This window comes from Mycobacterium sp. GA-1841 (genome assembly GCF_001954135.1).
Lineage (GTDB): Bacteria > Actinomycetota > Actinomycetes > Mycobacteriales > Mycobacteriaceae > Mycobacterium.
Genome location: NZ_MBEQ01000114.1, coordinates 17,614 through 32,888, shown reverse-complemented (window position 1 = coordinate 32,888; position 15,275 = coordinate 17,614). Strand labels below are relative to the sequence as shown.

Annotated in this window: 15 protein-coding genes, 1 tRNA gene and 1 pseudogene; 11 read left to right on the top strand and 6 right to left on the bottom strand. The window is 63.2% G+C overall.

The window, feature by feature from the left end; genetic code table 11:
* Positions 1-46: 46 nt before the first annotated feature.
* From A5740_RS25910 to A5740_RS28870, 3 genes are all read left to right on the top strand, one after another.
* Positions 47-943: a hypothetical protein gene (locus A5740_RS25910; protein ID WP_076198918.1), complete on the top strand. Its 897-nt coding sequence runs from the start codon at positions 47-49 to the stop codon at positions 941-943.
* 86 nt (positions 944-1,029) lie between these two features.
* Positions 1,030-1,461, top strand: coding sequence for a hypothetical protein (locus A5740_RS28875; protein ID WP_076198916.1), 432 nt, complete (start codon positions 1,030-1,032; stop codon positions 1,459-1,461).
* Positions 1,455-2,066 (top strand): CopD family protein, encoded by a 612-nt coding sequence (locus tag A5740_RS28870; RefSeq protein WP_076198914.1) that lies wholly within the window; start codon positions 1,455-1,457, stop codon positions 2,064-2,066. Before A5740_RS28875 ends, A5740_RS28870 begins: the two co-directional genes overlap by 7 nt.
* Position 2,067: 1 nt before the next feature.
* Here the strand turns inward: A5740_RS28870 and A5740_RS25895 are convergent, their stop codons facing one another.
* From A5740_RS25895 to A5740_RS25880, 4 genes are all read right to left on the bottom strand, one after another.
* Entirely contained in the window at positions 2,068-2,700 is a 633-nt protein-coding gene (locus A5740_RS25895) for a maleylpyruvate isomerase family mycothiol-dependent enzyme (protein WP_076198912.1), read from the bottom strand.
* Between the two features lie 3 nt (positions 2,701-2,703).
* On the bottom strand, positions 2,704-3,189 hold the full coding sequence (locus tag A5740_RS25890; protein WP_076198908.1) for a MarR family winged helix-turn-helix transcriptional regulator: 486 nt from the start codon (positions 3,187-3,189) through the stop codon (positions 2,704-2,706).
* A 283-nt stretch (positions 3,190-3,472) separates the two neighbouring features.
* Complete coding sequence (locus A5740_RS25885; RefSeq protein WP_254849342.1) at positions 3,473-3,961, bottom strand: GNAT family N-acetyltransferase; 489 nt, start codon at positions 3,959-3,961, stop codon at positions 3,473-3,475.
* On the bottom strand, positions 3,910-4,230 hold the full coding sequence (locus tag A5740_RS25880; protein WP_254849348.1) for a DUF1778 domain-containing protein: 321 nt from the start codon (positions 4,228-4,230) through the stop codon (positions 3,910-3,912). The genes A5740_RS25885 and A5740_RS25880 overlap by 52 nt, the downstream gene beginning before the upstream one ends.
* A 441-nt stretch (positions 4,231-4,671) precedes the next feature.
* Here A5740_RS25880 and A5740_RS25875 point away from each other — a divergent pair, with 441 nt between their 5' ends.
* Together A5740_RS25875 and A5740_RS28615 are read left to right on the top strand one after the other, a co-directional pair.
* A complete protein-coding gene (locus tag A5740_RS25875; RefSeq protein ID WP_217696714.1) occupies positions 4,672-5,991 on the top strand; it encodes a DUF262 domain-containing protein in 1,320 nt (439 codons plus the stop codon).
* Positions 5,992-6,143: 152 nt separating this feature from the next.
* The gene (locus A5740_RS28615; RefSeq protein ID WP_139335349.1) at positions 6,144-7,706 is read left to right on the top strand and encodes a M48 family metallopeptidase; all 1,563 of its coding nucleotides are present in this window, start codon (positions 6,144-6,146) and stop codon (positions 7,704-7,706) included.
* Between the two features lie 13 nt (positions 7,707-7,719).
* On the opposite strand, the pseudogene A5740_RS25865 reads toward A5740_RS28615, so the two are convergent.
* Both A5740_RS25865 and A5740_RS25860 read right to left on the bottom strand, forming a co-directional pair.
* Positions 7,720-7,993: pseudogene (locus A5740_RS25865) on the bottom strand (IS1634 family transposase); the annotation flags it as partial.
* A gap of 358 nt (positions 7,994-8,351) precedes the next feature.
* Positions 8,352-8,425: transfer RNA gene (locus A5740_RS25860), tRNA-Gly, on the bottom strand.
* A gap of 3 nt (positions 8,426-8,428) precedes the next feature.
* Here A5740_RS25860 and A5740_RS28865 point away from each other — a divergent pair.
* The 6 genes from A5740_RS28865 to A5740_RS25835 all read left to right on the top strand — a co-directional run bounded on the left by A5740_RS28865 (position 8,429) and on the right by A5740_RS25835 (position 15,258).
* Positions 8,429-8,599, top strand: a complete 171-nt coding sequence (locus A5740_RS28865; protein WP_175616369.1) for a hypothetical protein — start codon at positions 8,429-8,431, stop codon at positions 8,597-8,599.
* A 148-nt stretch (positions 8,600-8,747) separates the two neighbouring features.
* Positions 8,748-9,932, top strand: a complete 1,185-nt coding sequence (locus A5740_RS25855) for a hypothetical protein (RefSeq protein WP_076198902.1) — start codon at positions 8,748-8,750, stop codon at positions 9,930-9,932.
* A 16-nt stretch (positions 9,933-9,948) separates the two neighbouring features.
* Entirely contained in the window at positions 9,949-10,515 is a 567-nt protein-coding gene (dcd, locus tag A5740_RS25850; RefSeq protein ID WP_076198900.1) for a dCTP deaminase, read from the top strand.
* 178 nt (positions 10,516-10,693) lie between these two features.
* Positions 10,694-12,019 (top strand): ammonium transporter, encoded by a 1,326-nt coding sequence (locus A5740_RS25845; protein WP_076198898.1) that lies wholly within the window; start codon positions 10,694-10,696, stop codon positions 12,017-12,019.
* Between the two features lie 220 nt (positions 12,020-12,239).
* Positions 12,240-13,850: a hypothetical protein gene (locus A5740_RS25840; protein ID WP_083654443.1), complete on the top strand. Its 1,611-nt coding sequence runs from the start codon at positions 12,240-12,242 to the stop codon at positions 13,848-13,850.
* Positions 13,851-13,926: 76 nt separating this feature from the next.
* Entirely contained in the window at positions 13,927-15,258 is a 1,332-nt protein-coding gene (locus A5740_RS25835) for a UDP-glucose/GDP-mannose dehydrogenase family protein (RefSeq protein ID WP_076198897.1), read from the top strand.
* Positions 15,259-15,275 lie beyond the last annotated feature (17 nt).

Genomic DNA, 15,275 nt, shown 5'->3' with positions numbered 1-15,275 from the left:
GGCCCTGACTGCGGGTTCGGCTTAAATTCGCCTCGTGGCGCGCAGAATGTCGTTCCGCCGGGCACGGTCGGTGATGAGCGCCGAAGTCGCCGCCATCCGCCGCTCCGATCCCGACCTCGATCCCGGGGATATCGCCGGCTTCACCCTTCCCATCGTGGTGCGCATCCTGGGCGTGGTCGCCATCGGGCTGGTGCCGCTGCTGGTGGTCCGTAACGGTGACACGGAGAACGCACAACTGGTTCCGGTGATCGGCTCGCTGGCGCTGGTGATCATCTGCGCGGCCGTGGTGGCCTGGATGATCTCGATCGTCATCTCCGGGCTGGTGGTGATGATCCTGTACCGGACCTCGCCGTCGTCTTCCTCCCGCCTGGTGGTGCGGATCCTCACCGATTCCTTCATGCGTATCGACGACTCGACATCCGCACTGACGCTGTTGGCACTGTTGGCCGGGCTGCTGTCGCTGGCGTTCGGGCTGCCGACGCGCAAAGGCGATGAGCTGGCCAACTCGGTGCTCGACGATCTGCTGGCCGCGCAGATCGGTGTCCTGTTGGTCGCACTGGGGTTCTTGTTCATCGCCGAATCCATCCGCTCGTCCGCCGACATCGTCGACAACCAGTCGTTGTTGCTGGCCTGGCCGTGGGCGCTGGTCATCGCGTCGCTCAGTTGGGTGCTGGCCACCGCCGCCGGCCCGTTCGAAGCCACCCGGATGCTGACGATCCTGTTGCACGAATGGTTGCCCGCGGTCGTCGACGGACGGCCCAGCGCTCAGGTGATCGCCGAGCTGGTGCCGCCCTCGTCGCGGTGGTGGGTGACGTTCGGCCCCGTGCCCGTCATCGCGGCGATCTGGGCCTATGAGGCGTACCGGCGCGGCGGCTTCGTCGAGATCCGACGCTTCTTCGAGGACGATGCACCGGCGACAGTCCCCCATCCGGGACATAGCTGATTCAAAGCCGGTGGCGCTAGGTTTGTCCAGGGATTTTGTAGTTCGAAGACGTTTTGCAGTTCGAAGACTAAGTGTGAGGACACACCATGGCCGGATCGGCACCGCCCGCACCGGGTTTCGTTGCGGTGGCCACCGAAGCCCTTCATTGGCTCAGCCTTTCGGTGCCGGTGGGCATCGGCCTGTCCATCGCCGTCCTCGCCCTGCCGGAGAACCGCGGAGTGGTCGCGGAAACGGTTCGGTCCCTGGTACTTCCGGCCGCAGCGCTGGTCGCCGTGGGCGCGCTCGTGCAGTTCTTCTTCTCGCCACCGGGGCGGGGCAGTGGTCTCGCTGTTCAGGTGCTGCCCGGTGCCCAGCTCGCGGGTGCGTTGTCGGCGGCACTCGGCCTGGTGCTGATGCGCACGACAACCTCACGTCGCCTTGCCGCCGCGGTGGCGGTGGTGGCGACGCTGACCGCCGTGCTACACCCGATATTCCCCTGTCGGCGCCGACCGTCAACGTACTGGCCCACGAAGTGCTGACGGCTGCGCATGTGATCGGCGCGCTGGTCTGGGTGGGCGGCCTGGTGGTCTTGTCGGTGGCCGGACTCGCCTCGCGCCGAGGCGGACCCGATGGTTCCGAGGACGACGCGGCGCGTGACTGGATTCAGACGTGGGAACGGTTCGCCGTTGCGGCGCTGTTCTCGGTGGGCGCTTTGATCGTCAGCGGAACGTGGTTGTCGTGGATCCATGTCGGCACCGTCGGTCAGCTGTTCACCACCGCGTATGGCCGATACCTCACGGTCAAGCTGGTTCTGGTGCTCGCCCTGCTGATCGCCGGTGCCTACAACATGCGGATTCTCATCCCGAAGATCTTGTCCAGACAGGCAGGCGGCGATACCCGTTCAGCCCTGCATCTGGCGGTCGGGCACTTTCCCCGGGTCGTGCTGGTCGAGGCGGTGACGGCGATCGGCATCCTCGTGGTGGTGCCGTTCCTCCGTGGCTCGGCCAGGTCCGAGGCCGGCTGGCCGGGCGCCCGCGCGTTCGACCTGACGGTGTTCGGTACTGGTGTACTGCTCGTTGCACTGGTGGCCTTTGCGCTGTGGGCGGGGACGCGCACTCCCGCCGTATCGGCCGACCGCAGCTGACTCAGTCGCTGTCGTTGTTGCCGTCGTTATCGTCGGGTTCCGGTTCGGGGGCCGGCACGTCGCGGCGTCGCGCGAACATCATCACGATGTCCTGAATCGGCGCCTCACGTCGTGCGCCCCAGGATGGTCCCACCGCAAAATCCGCGTCGGTGGCGACGAAGTGGTAACCCGGTAGGTCGCGTTGCGGGGCGAACGGAAACTTCATGTGCCACAGGTGTTTTGCCACCGCTGACGCCGCCTCGGTGGGCATCGGCCGGTCGATACCCAGGGGTGCGCAGATGTCCTGCGTGTGGATCAGCAGATCCATCAATGGATCGATTTCCTTGGTCATCGGGGGACGCTTGCGCGAGCCGACCATGGACCGCAAGCGTGCAGTGATGGTGGGCGGGCCGGCGGAATCCTCAAGCGCCAATCGGCGCACCATGGCATCGAACCGGAAACCTGACCGCAGGACCGCGCGGACCATCTCCGCACGGGTCAACTGTGTGTGGGTGAGGTGGACCGCGACGTCACGTACGGTCCAGCCCTGACACAGCGACGGTGTCGCCCACTGGTCCGCGTCGAGGGTGTCGAGAAGATCGGCCAGCTGCGCCCGCTGTTCATCGACCGTGCGCCAAATTGCTTGAGAATCCATGGCTTACAGGGGAATCGGACGGTTCAGGTCGTCCGCGTCGTCGGCGGCCAGCAGTTCGTGAAAGCGACGCAAGACCGACGCGCACGCCGCACGCTCGGCCGGCTCGAGGCGGTCCAGCACCCGACTCAGCTCCCGCCGGCGCCGGGTGCTGACCTGTCGGACCAGCTTGCGGCCATGGCTGGTCAGCTCCAAGGTGACCACGCTGCGGTTGGTGGGATCCGAGCCCCGGGTCAGATGGCCGCTGGCGTCCAACCGGTCGGCAAGGCGCGTCACCGTCGAGCCGACGACGCCGAGCGCCTGGGCGCACTCCGTCGAGGTTGATGTGCCACGCTCATGCAGGACGAGCAACAGCCGGAACTGCGGCAACGAGATCTCCAACTGGTCCACGCTGCGCAGGGCGACACCCACCAGGTCTCGGGTCGCGACTTCGAACGCCGACAATTCGTCGACCGGTGTGCGGGTCATCTCGTGCTGCGGCGCGCTGCCCATCCCGCGAGTATCCCACGCGAAGCCGTGTGGAGGCTGTGAGTATGTGTCATCGTGGTGCGGCTCCGTTGCGCTGCGGATTTCGTAGTTTTGTGGAAACTATTGGCGGGCAAGGCTATTGAGTGTGTCGTTTCTCCGCCGCCATTGCGTCGCTTTCTACCGCACGGCTGTGATCGCGTGCGGTTAACCGCCCTGGCGTCGAAAGCGGTGAACCTCGATTGCCGATGATGGCTCTCGCTGCCTCGGGAAGATTAACGCAGTGCGCCGCAAGCGGTCTCGTGGGAACCTAGTAGCGTTCGCCAAGCGCCTCCGCGGCGGTGGAAACCTTCATGACCAGGCGGCCTGGGCGGTTCTTCACCGGGGAGAAACCGAAATGCACGTAGAAGGCTTCTGCCTCGGCGTCGACGGCATCCACAACGACGAGGCGACCGCCGCCGATCTCAGAAGCCGCTACCGCCTTGCCTAGGGCGTCTACCAGTAGCTGCTCTCCGTAACCGCTCCTGTGCAGCGAACGGTCGAGCGCCAACCGCGCGATGAGATAGCCCGGGATTCGGGAGTATCCGCCGGCCAGGCTGCTCGATAGTCCATCGTCCTTCCGGACCACCTCGGTTGGGCATAGCGCGAAGTAAGCGCAAACCCTGCGTTCTTCGAGCGGAGTCCATACATAAACATGCGCGATCCTGCTGCGGTTCGCCCGCGCAGCATCATCGAGCAACCACTTGTTCAGCGATTCCTTGCCGCAGTCGAACCCTTCAAGTATGTGGTGGTCATCCAAGCGTGCGGACGCGAAGCACACCAGCGCCTCTTGAACGCCGCAGGCTTACGCGCCGCTGCAGCGAGTCGTGGTGCGGCATCTGCGACATCCAACGAGGACATCAAGGCATCGAACTGTTCGGGTTCCATGGGCGTCACTAGCTCGTGTCGCAGGACATCTTCGGCCCGCTGAAGCGCGGCTTTGCGGACAAACTCCGACGTCTGCTCATGAACCGCACTGGCGGCCCGCTGGATGCGCGCCAAGCTCGCCTCTTCCGTTCGGAACTCCACACGTTGCGTCTTCGCAGCCACTAGTTGGCACCTCCTGACGTGTATCCGTTCTCCAATGTACGGCGAATGTCCGTACAGCGCAATTGTGCGACAATTAAGGCACGAGGCGCGGATTCTGAAACTGATGCCGTGCTGGAGCACGGGCTGAGCAACCGTGTTTGGAGCCGGGAAATCGAACTCGCGTATTCAACTTGGGAAGTCGTTTCGTAGTGTCCTGCGAGGTCCGTTATTGTCGCCGCGACCGGTGTCACCAGCGTCGGGCATCCACGAGTGTCCGCTCTCGTCCGTCCGATGTCGACCGAGTTGTGACATTGACGTGACACGGAGGGACACTCGCTGCACGGCTTCGGTCGATTGCAGCGCCGAGACGGTGCGTGTGCTGGGTGTCTGATTCCTGGCGATCAACAAACTTAACGGTGCACGGCTATCCAGGATGCGGCGGTGGCAACGGCGCACCAGGGATTGGGTTCAGCGAACCGTTTCATCGTCAGCTACGGCGTTTCCTGGATCCATGTGTCTAAAATCAACATCACAACCGGCAATGCCGAAGTTATTGCGAGCGTATCTATAGGCGAGGCAAGGTGTCATGAATTGAAGCTAGACAGGTCTGATCTTCAGCTTGAGACGATCGTTTCAAGGATCATCAACGGTGAACTTGATCTGCAACCAGATTTTCAACGGGGTGAAATCTGGGACCTGAAACGGAAGCAACGCCTCGTAGATACGATACTACGAGAGTGGTACGTGCCTGCGGTGCATATTGTTCGCGATACGGCCGGCAACGAGCTCGTACTAGACGGGCAGCAGCGTCTGGTCGCAGTGCGCGATTTCTTTTCCGATTTGATTAAAATTGATGGCCACACCGAACCCCATGATGAGTCAATCGCTGCCCTGCACAACATGACTTACTCGGACCTGCCTGAAAGTGTGCGGCGCGCCGTAAATCGATTTCCGTTGCAATCTGTAACTCTGCGTGACCACACCCCAGCCGAGCCGAATGAACTGTTCTTCCGGTTGAATCAAGGCTCGACTCTGACGCCGGCGGAAAAACGGAATGCTTTACATGGTAGGGCACGGGACCAAGTAAAGACTCTTGTGAACGATTTGACTCAGATGGGCTTGCTAAGTCGTGAAGCTATCGGCCTCGGGAATATGCGGCTCGCGTACGACGATATTATTGCGAGAGCATGCGTCGCAATTGATGTAAACGATATGCGGAAGCATATCAACAATACCGTGGTCGAACAGCGCTATCGTCAACAGGAACCATTTCAAGATCACACCCTTGAAATCGTCAGGAGCGCCGGAAGAGCGTTGCTTGATCTGATTAATGAGTGCGAGTATCCAGTTCGTTTCAATAAGGGGACACTTCAGACTTGGCTGGTTTACTGTTGTTGGGCGCCGATCGTGACAGATCTCCCCAAAGGGCTGTTGCAGCTATTCGAATCGCAGCGACGCCATTCCCAAGGGCGTGCGAGCGATCTTGACGATAGCGAATTTGATCCTGCCATGGTCTGGCTTATTAAGGCGTATGAGGATAGGGCTTCATATAGAGTTACGGATGTCTCATCAGTATTGATTCGCGACTTCGCAATACACTTCTTTTCGTTTGTCAATCTTCGAACACCTGACCGCCGAGACTCGGCTGCCTTTCTTCGGCACCTTGTCAGTTCGCAACGAAGTATTTCGCCAATAGATCTGTCGGAGGTTGTACAGGAAATTGGGTGGGGAGCGCCCATAATAGAACCGGTGTCATCATGAGAAGGGCCGCCTACTCACAGTCGTGGCTCCAGCTAAGGAAGCGGCATGAGAGGGATGCGACTGAACCGCGAAGTGTCTTGGAAAGCGTTTCCCTGGACTTATCGGAACCCTGCATAATCCTAGGCGGCCGAAACGGAGCTGGTAAGACGCGAGTGCTTCGTGCGTTAGCCGGCGACAATGACGTCCCCACGGTATATATTGATTTGTATCGTCTGGCTATCAAGACTTTAACGCTATTGGGAACGAGGACAGATCGTGGTGACCTCTGGGATGACTACTCGCCTTTAGTTCTATCTGACGACATGAAATCGGCAGTGAATTTGGTAGTGGGAAAAAACTACTCTTCGATCGACTGGTATGAAATCGATCTGGCGCCCGATGAAGAAGATGCCTATCAAGAATTTCGATGGGGCGACGATGATTTTTTGTTTCCATACTTTGTAGTTACTCGTGGCGATCACAAATATACATCGCTCACGATGGGGCACGGAGAACTGTGTGTTCATATTCTTTTCTGGATCTTAAACCACCACCGGGATATCAAAAACCTAACCATCCTCCTCGACGAGCCAGACGCATTCCTACCTCCGGTCGGGATATCTTCTTTACTACAGCATCTGCTGTACCTATGTCATTCCAATCACTGGAAACTTATTCTATCCACTCATTCAGAGGAAATGATTAAGCAAGCTAGGTTGCATGAGGGCTTCGTGCTACTGAGGTCCGATAATAAGGGAGTTGTATCTGCGATAAATTCTAAGGATGAGCCAACGGCTGGTGACAGCCTGCTGCCGGCCCCGCCATCCGAGATTGTCATATTTTGTGAAGACGAATCGGGACAGGCGCTTATCCGCGGCATTTTGAACACCCACGAGCCTGGTCTATCGCGACAGATCACTGTAATTTGGGGATCTGGTAGTGGTGATCTGGTTGCCCTGCAACGCGCACTTCCGCGTCCGCCTGACCCTGATATAAGATTCGCTTTCGTACATGATGGGGATAAGCGCGGCAGTAAGGATGTACCCGCCTCGGCAGTGGATGAATGGCCAACAATTTTCTTGCCTACCCGGCGAGATCCAGACGAGCTGTTTATGTCACTGGCTGATAGCACAGACGATCTAGTTATTGCGTTAGGCGCTGCATCTCGTCAGGCATTAGAAGAGCAGATCGAGAGCCTCGCTGGGGAGGACGTGCACGACTGGGTCAACAAGCTTGGCGACATCTACGGACGTCAACAAGTTCTTACTCGCTTGGCGGCGTTGTGGAGTGCTAACAACACTGATGAGTGTAATAAATTTGTTGAAGAGCTGAAGCAAGGAATTGGGCTCGCGATTACGAACCTGGGGTGGTTGCGACATGCTTTCGAGCAGACCAAAAAAGATCTTGGTCGCAGCAATCGACTCACCCTCAAGTTGCAGGCCGATTATGCGGACGAGATGATTCGACACGGCAACGCTAATGAGGCTTTGGCGATACTAGAAAATGCGATTCAATCCGCTAAAGAGGACGAGTTAGTGATCGATTTTTATCGTCTGAAGGGGTCCGCATTGGCGGGGTTGGGCGATGAGCGGCTCGCTAGTCGCGCGTTTCGCAAAGCACACGATCTGGCTGCTGAGGTTTTTGGCCCGACCGACCAGCGCACACTGGTTCTGCGGTTAGAAGATGTGCCCAAGACGGATCTGGAGAAGGTGCCGTCCGCTGATCTCGATGCATAACTTCGTCTTGGATCTATGGAAGGGTTGAAGCCCCGAGGTCGGTGAGGATCTTGCGTTCGGTGTCGGGAATCTCGGGTGGGAAGGTCTCGGGTGGGAAGGTCTGGGGTGGCGCCGTCGATGTGGATGGTCGCCGAGCGCAGTGGCCGCAGTAGCTTGACGACTTTGGCGACCGACAGTCCGGTGCGCGTTTGGATGGCGTGAGAGACAGCCAGCGCGGCGAACACGATGGTCAGGTGAGCCTCGATGGCATCGCGCATGCGGTTGAACATGGGCCGGGCAGCGAGGTCGTCCGACAAATCTCGCCTGCGGTGCGTGGCTCCGTGAACTTCGCGATGTAACTCTCGGGGAGGTTGAGAGGGTCTTCTATTGGCACAAACCAGGTGAATACGGGGAATCGCGGTTGTGTGTTGGGCACCGAGCCCTCCTTACGCAGCAGACGTCGTTGGGACGCTATCCGCGCTCACTGACAGTAGGCCGTGGCGAGAGCGAAGTGCGCTGGACTTCTGGCGGGTTCGCCCTGGCGGTGTCGGTCAAACCCCCGTGAATGTGTCGGTGAACGTTGCAGTCCAGTGACGGGTTTCGCGTCAGTTGTGACATCGTGGGTTGCTGTTCAAATGATTCGAACGGCATTGATGCTGGTCACAGTGGAGCCGATGACGGGAATCGAACCCGCGTATTCAGCTTGGGAAGCTGATGTTCTGCCATTGAACTACATCGGCCTGGTGCTGACGAAGGATAGCAAGCCCGCAGCGGCCATGGGGCAGGCGGTGCGGGCTTGGCCCCGCGAGTCTGAGAAATTGACGTCGTGGGAGCCCGATGTCGGTGCCCGCCCCGCGGCGAAGGCCGCCGACACACCAGTCGCGCTGCTGTCCAGTGGCGACCCATCGACTTGAGGGTTGGGGGCGAAACATTCGACCTACGAACATGATTGCCATGCGCAGCCGACCCTGAGAGTCGTGTAAATCCTCGGGCCGAGGTTCTCAGGGCCCGTCGCTAGCGTCGAATCCGGTCGGGTCAAAATCAACCGAGGGATTTCAACGAATGGATGTTGTCATCGGCATTGCCATGACGTCGCGGGACGCCCGGCTTCTCCTGGTGGAGGGCGCGTGTGGCGACGGCACGGTGATAGACCACGACTCGTTCGAGGTAGACACCCGCATCGGCGTCGAGCAACCGGGCTTCAGCGAGCATGTGGTCAGCGCGGTCCTCGGGACGTACGCCGCGGCTTCGGCCACCAGGAACACTGTCGTGCGTGTGGTGCTGACCTGGACCGACGCCGTCTCCATCGAAGCCAAGTTGGTTCTCGACTCCCTGCTGGAGGCCGGTATCACCAATGTGGCGGTGGCCTCCGCCTCCGATGCGCTCGAAGCCGCCGCTGAGTACATGTGCACGACGACGGGGCGGAACTCGATCGCGCTGTGTGTGGTGGAACCCGACGCGACCATGCTGGCCGTGACCGGCGTCGGCGAGGATGGTGCGCAACACCTGCGTAGCCGCACCCTCGACGACCCGGATGAGGCCACCGCGGTGCTGGCACTGCGCGGTATCTGCGACAGCTTCGGTGAACCGATCGACGCCGTCGTCATCGCCGGATCGGTGACTGGCTTGGAAAGCCTTGTCGAGGAAGCCAATTCAGTGATGGAGCGCCCCGTCGCGCTCGGCGATGACGCGGCCTTCCTGATGGTCCGCGGTGCGATACTTGCCGGCGCCGACACCCCACCTCCCGAACCCGACGAGGCAACCGGGTCGATCTTCGTTCCCCGTGCCGCGCGACTGCCTACGCCGGGAACGGAAGAGCCCGATGCCGCGCCAACCGCCGTCAAAGACCCACTGGTCCGCACCCTGACGATGATCGTGGCCACCGCGGTACTCGTGCTGGCGGGCTCATTGGTGGTCGCGCTTGCCGTGGAAGGAGGCGACGGCGATCCGCCGACTCAGGCGTCGAAACCGGCCGCGCGGGCCGAGCCGCTCGCGCCGCCGGCACCGGCTCCCGAACCGCCGCCGGTGCTGATGCCGCCGCCCAACATCGTTCCCGCTGTGGCTGCGCCGCCAATGGCTCCGGCCCAGCCGCCCAATCCGCTGCTCGTCGCGGCGCTGAGCAACCCGCAGATCAACGCCGTCGCACAGAAGGTGGTGCCACCGGCGGTGCACGCGGCGCAGACACCCATCACCGTCCCGCACACCGACATCACCTTGCCGGCACTGACGGAGATGATCGGTAAGTAGCGGATACGCTCGTCGGGTGCTGCTCTCCGATCGAGACATCCGCGCCGAAATCGCTGCGAAACGCCTCGCCCTCGAGCCGTTCGACGATGCCCTGGTGCAGCCGTCGAGCGTCGATGTCCGCCTGGACAACCTGTTCCGGGTGTTCAACAACACCCGCTACACCCACATCGACCCGGCCAAGCAGCAGGACGAGCTGACCACGCTGGTCGAACCGACCGAAGGGGAGCCGTTCGTGCTGCACCCCGGCGAGTTCGTGCTCGGCTCCACGCTGGAGGTGTGCACGCTGCCCGAGGATCTCGCCGGCCGCCTGGAAGGCAAGTCCTCACTGGGCCGGCTCGGATTGTTGACGCACTCCACGGCCGGGTTCATCGACCCGGGCTTCTCCGGGCACATCACGCTGGAGCTGTCCAACGTGGCCAACCTGCCGATCACGTTGTGGCCGGGCATGAAGATCGGCCAGCTGTGCCTGCTGCGGTTGACCAGCCCGGCCGAGCATCCCTACGGCAGTGACAAGGTGGGCTCGAAATACCAGGGCCAGCGTGGCCCGACGCCATCACGCTCGTATCTGAACTTCGTCAACTAGCGAGCATCTGCGCCGTTTTCCTCCAGGGGGTCGTGCCGAGCGCCGATCAACCGCCCTGCGCTAGAAACCCGCGTGCCAGAAGCGCGCAGAAGCCGTGCGCACACAGCGTGAGAAGTCAGAAACACGGCTGAAACACGCTCGCCGCGCAGTTGAAACTCGCGGCCGACATTCTCGCCAAATGCACGAGATCGATCCGGCCGCCACCGCCTGGCTGCTGGCCAGCACGGCCCTGGTTCTGTTGATGACTCCGGGCCTGGCCATCTTCTACGGCGGCATGGTCCGCACCACCGGCGTGCTCAACATGATCATGATGAGCTTCATCTCGATCCCGCTGGTCACGGTGGCTTGGCTGTTGGTTGGGTACAGCTTGGCGTTCTCGGACGACGCCGGTGGCGGTCTCATCGGCGGCCTGCACCACTTCGGCATGCTCGGCATCACCCCGAGCACGGCTCACGGCTCGGTACCCGAACTCCTCTTCGCGACGTTCCAGCTGACGTTCGCCATCATCACCGCCGCTCTGGTCAGCGGCGCCATCGCGGACCGGGCGAAATTCGCCGCGTGGATGTTGTTCGTGCCGGTGTGGGCGGTCGCGGTGTACGCCGTCGTCGCACATTGGGTCTGGGGTCCGGGCGGCTGGCTGGCCGGACTCGGTGTGCTCGATTACGCCGGCGGCCTGGTCGTCGAGATCGTCTCCGGCTCCTCGGCGCTGGCCCTGGCCCTGGTGCTCGGCCCGCGGATCGGCTTCAAGCAGGACGCGATGCGCCCGCACAACCTGCCGTTCGTGCTGCTCGGTGTCGGCCTGCTGTGGTTCGGCTGGTTCGGGTTCAACGCCGGCTCGGCGCTGGCGGCCAACGGCACCGCCGCCGCGATCTTCCTCAACACCCTGGTCGCCGGCTGCCTGGGCATGCTCGGCTGGCTGACCGTCGAACAGGTCCGCGACGGCAAGCCGACCACGTTCGGCGCTGCCTCGGGGGTGGTTGCCGGCCTGGTGGCGATCACGCCGTCGTGCGGCACCGTCAACACCCTCGGCGCGGTCGTGGTCGGACTGGCCGCCGGCGTGGTCTGTTCCTTTGCGATCGGCCTGAAGTTCCGGTTCGGCTACGACGACTCCCTCGACGTGGTCGGTGTGCACTTCGTCGGCGGCGTGGTGGGTGTGCTGCTGATCGGTTTCCTGGCCACCGAGGTGATGACCGCCGGTCCACAGGGCCTCTTCTATGGCGGCGGGTTGACCCAGCTGGCCAAGCAGCTGCTCGCCGCCGTCGTGGTGGCCGCCTATGCCTTCACGGTGTCCTATGGGCTGGCCAAACTGATCGACCGGTTCATGGGATTCCGGCTCAGCCCCGAGGACGAGACCACCGGCGTCGACTTCACTCAGCACGCCGAGTCCGCCTACGCCGAGGGCGTGCACGGCCATCTGCCCCAGCGCCGGCCCGGGCTGTTCGGCGGACATGGCGGGACCCTGGTGCAGCGCCCAGATCCGGCCGAAGAGGAGCCGGCGGGATGAACCGGCCGGCGCCATCTGTCGTAATACCGAGTAGGGTCTAACTAACCGGCGCCGGCGTGCACCAGGCCGTCGCGGTCCGACCGGAATCCAGCGCTGTAGCTAATACGTGCGGGTGTAACGATCGAGCAGGTTGCACCGATGAAGGTTCTAGTTGTCGGCTCGTGCGGAATGTGTGCGCAACGGTGACAACGACAGTGCAGCAAACAAATTGGAGGGCTTGGTGGACATCGTACTGGGTGTGGCGATGGCACCTACGACGGTCCGCATGGTGCTGGTCGAGGGGGAGAAAGCCGACGGGGTCACCGTCGATCACGACGTCTTCGACGTCACCGCCGGCGATGATTCGGCAACCACCGGCGCGGCCGATCAGGTACTCGCCGCGATCCTCGGCACGAAAGAAAGCGCCACGACGGGTGGGCACCACCTGAAGGCGATCGGTGTCACCTGGACCGACCATTCCGACGCCGCCGCCCTGCGCGACAAGCTGGCCGCCCACGGCATCGACGACGTCATGCTCGTCTCCGAGGGTCATGCCGCCGCGGCACTGGCCCAGGCGGTCGGCCGAGCGGTCGGTTACGACACCACGGCGCTGCTGTTCATCGACCGTGACGCCGCGACGCTGTCGGTCGTCAAGACCGATGACGGCTCGGTGGTCAAGGTGTTGGCGCAGTCGCTACACAGCACCGACGCCATGGCCGTGCTCACCGAGATGGCCGCCGCGGTCGAGGCGTCCGATACCGCGCCGGACGGCATGTTCGTCCTCGGCTCCGGTGTGGACGTCGCCTCGGTCAAATCGCACCTCGAACATCTGGTGTCCCTTCCGGTCAGTGCCCCCGACGAGCCGGAGATGGCATTGGCCCGCGGCGCGGCGCTGGCCTCGGCCAATGCGCCCGCCTTCGAGGCCTCCACCGTCGGCCTGGCCTACTCGCAGGATCCGGACGGCACCACCGCGGGCAGTGCCTATTCGCTGGCCGGGCTGGCCACCGAGATGGCCCCCGTGGGCGCCGAACCGATCGACGGCATGGACTTCGCCGCCGGCGAGATGCCGCTGGAGGAGGAACGGAAACCGTTCCTGCTGATCGGCAGCGCATTGAGCTCGGTCTTCATCGTCGGTGTTGTCGCGCTGGTCATTTCGCTCGCGGTGAGCATCCGGCCGACGGTCGATCAGCGTCCGTCTCCGGCGCAAGGCGCAGTGGCGCCGACGGCCCCGATCAAGATGCCTGCGCCCGCACCGCCCCCGCCGCAAGCCCAACCCGTCCAGCAGGCGCCGCCGCCGGCCCCGCCGCCGGAGACCATCAAGGCGCCGATCCCGGTGGTCCAGGAAGCTCCCCCCCCCCCCGCCCCACCCCGCACGGTCTATGTCGAGCAGCCCGCCGCGGCGCCGCCGCCCGCACCGGAGGCTCCGGCTCCGGCGCCGGCTCCCGAGGCTCCGGCACCCGCGCCGCCCCCGGTGGCGCCCGCGCCGGTCTTCACGCCGCCGGCTCCGTACATCCCGCCGCTGGTGGTGTTGCCCCCGCCGCCGCGACTGCCGGACATCTTCCGTCCGCCGTGGGATCCGCCACGGCGTGAGCAGCCGCAGCGCCCGTCGTGGGAACCGCCGTCACGTGACGTGCCGGATTCGCCGCGGTGGCCGGGCTCGGGCCCGGGTGACTGGCGCCCCGGCTCTGATTCGGGTCCCGGCTCGGGGTGGAATCCCGGCCGCTCCGGCGGGTCCGATGATTGGAAGCCGGGCCGTTCAAGTGGATCCGGTGATTGGAACCCCGGCCGGTCCGGCGGTTCCCACGGCGGTGACGGCGGATCGCTGTTCCCGTTCCCGTTCGGCCGGCACTGACAACCGTCACCTGACGTTGGCCTGCCGCTCAATGTCACGTAGCGGCTAGCTCATCCGCGTCGCTTATCCAGTCTGTATGCGATGCACCGTTTTCGGTACCGGCTATCTGGGCGCGACACATGCCGCGGGGATGGCCGAGCTCGGCCACGAGGTGATCGGGGTCGACATCGACCCGGGGAAGGTGGCCAAACTCGCCGCCGGTGACATCCCGTTCTATGAACCCGGGCTGCGCAAGGTGCTGAACGACAACCTGTCCGCCGGACGGCTGCGGTTCACCACCGACTACGACGAGGCCGCCGATTTCGCCGATGTGCACTTCCTCGGCGTCGGCACCCCGCAGAAGAAGGGCGACTACAGCGCCGACCTGCGCCACGTCCACGCCGTCATCGACACCCTGGTGCCGCGGCTGCACCGAAACGCGGTGATCGTCGGCAAGTCCACTGTCCCGGTCGGGACCGCGGCCGACCTCGCGGAGCGGGCCCGGGCGCTGGCGCCGACGGGTGTGGATGTCGAGATCGCCTGGAATCCCGAGTTCCTGCGTGAGGGCTACGCCGTGCACGACACGCTGCACCCCGATCGGATTGTGGTTGGTGTCCAGCGGGATTCGCAGCGCGGGGAAGCCGCGGTGCGTGAACTGTATGCCCCGATGATCGCGGACGGCGTGCCGTTTCTGGTCACCGATCTGGAGACCGCCGAGCTGGTCAAGGTGTCGGCCAACGCGTTTCTGGCCACCAAGATCTCGTTCATCAACGCGATCTCGGAGGTGTGCGAAGCTGTCGGGGCCGATGTCACCCTGCTGGCCGACGCGCTCGGCTACGATCCGCGGATCGGGCGACGATTCCTCAACGCCGGGTTGGGTTTTGGTGGTGGCTGCCTACCCAAGGACATCCGGGCGTTCATGGCCCGGGCCGGTGAGCTCGGCGCCAACCATGCTCTGACCTTCCTGCGTGAGGTCGACAGCATCAACATGCGTCGCCGAACCGCCATGGTGGAGTTGACCACCCGCGCCTGCGGCGGATCGTTGTTGGGCGCCAACATCGCCGTCCTCGGCGCCGCGTTCAAACCCGAGTCCGACGATGTGCGGGACTCGCCGGCGCTCAACGTGGCCGGGATGCTGCAGTTGAACGGTGCCGCGGTGAACGTCTATGACCCCAAGGCGATGGACAACTCGCAGCGGGTGTTCCCCACGCTGAACTACTCGACCTCGGTCATCGAGGCCTGCGACCGGGCCGATGCGGTGCTGGTGCTCACCGAATGGGCGGAGTTCGTCGACCTCGATCCGGCGGAACTCGCCGACACGGTCCGGGTCAAAGTCGTTGTGGACGGACGTAATTGCCTGGACAGCCTGCGGTGGCGGGACGCCGGCTGGCGGGTCTTCGCCCTCGGTCGTCCGGTGGCTGCTGTTTGACGGTTGTAGAACAAAAT

Coding starts and splice junctions, on each gene's coding strand:
- A5740_RS25890 (WP_076198908.1), bottom strand. CDS start 3,189: ATGGGCAGCGCGCCGCAGCACGAGATGACCCGCACACCGGTCGACGAA.
- A5740_RS25895 (WP_076198912.1), bottom strand. CDS start 2,700: ATGGATTCTCAAGCAATTTGGCGCACGGTCGATGAACAGCGGGCGCAG.
- A5740_RS25910 (WP_076198918.1), top strand. CDS start 47: ATGTCGTTCCGCCGGGCACGGTCGGTGATGAGCGCCGAAGTCGCCGCC.
- A5740_RS25855 (WP_076198902.1), top strand. CDS start 8,748: ATGGATGTTGTCATCGGCATTGCCATGACGTCGCGGGACGCCCGGCTT.
- A5740_RS28875 (WP_076198916.1), top strand. CDS start 1,030: ATGGCCGGATCGGCACCGCCCGCACCGGGTTTCGTTGCGGTGGCCACC.
- A5740_RS25845 (WP_076198898.1), top strand. CDS start 10,694: ATGCACGAGATCGATCCGGCCGCCACCGCCTGGCTGCTGGCCAGCACG.
- A5740_RS25835 (WP_076198897.1), top strand. CDS start 13,927: ATGCGATGCACCGTTTTCGGTACCGGCTATCTGGGCGCGACACATGCC.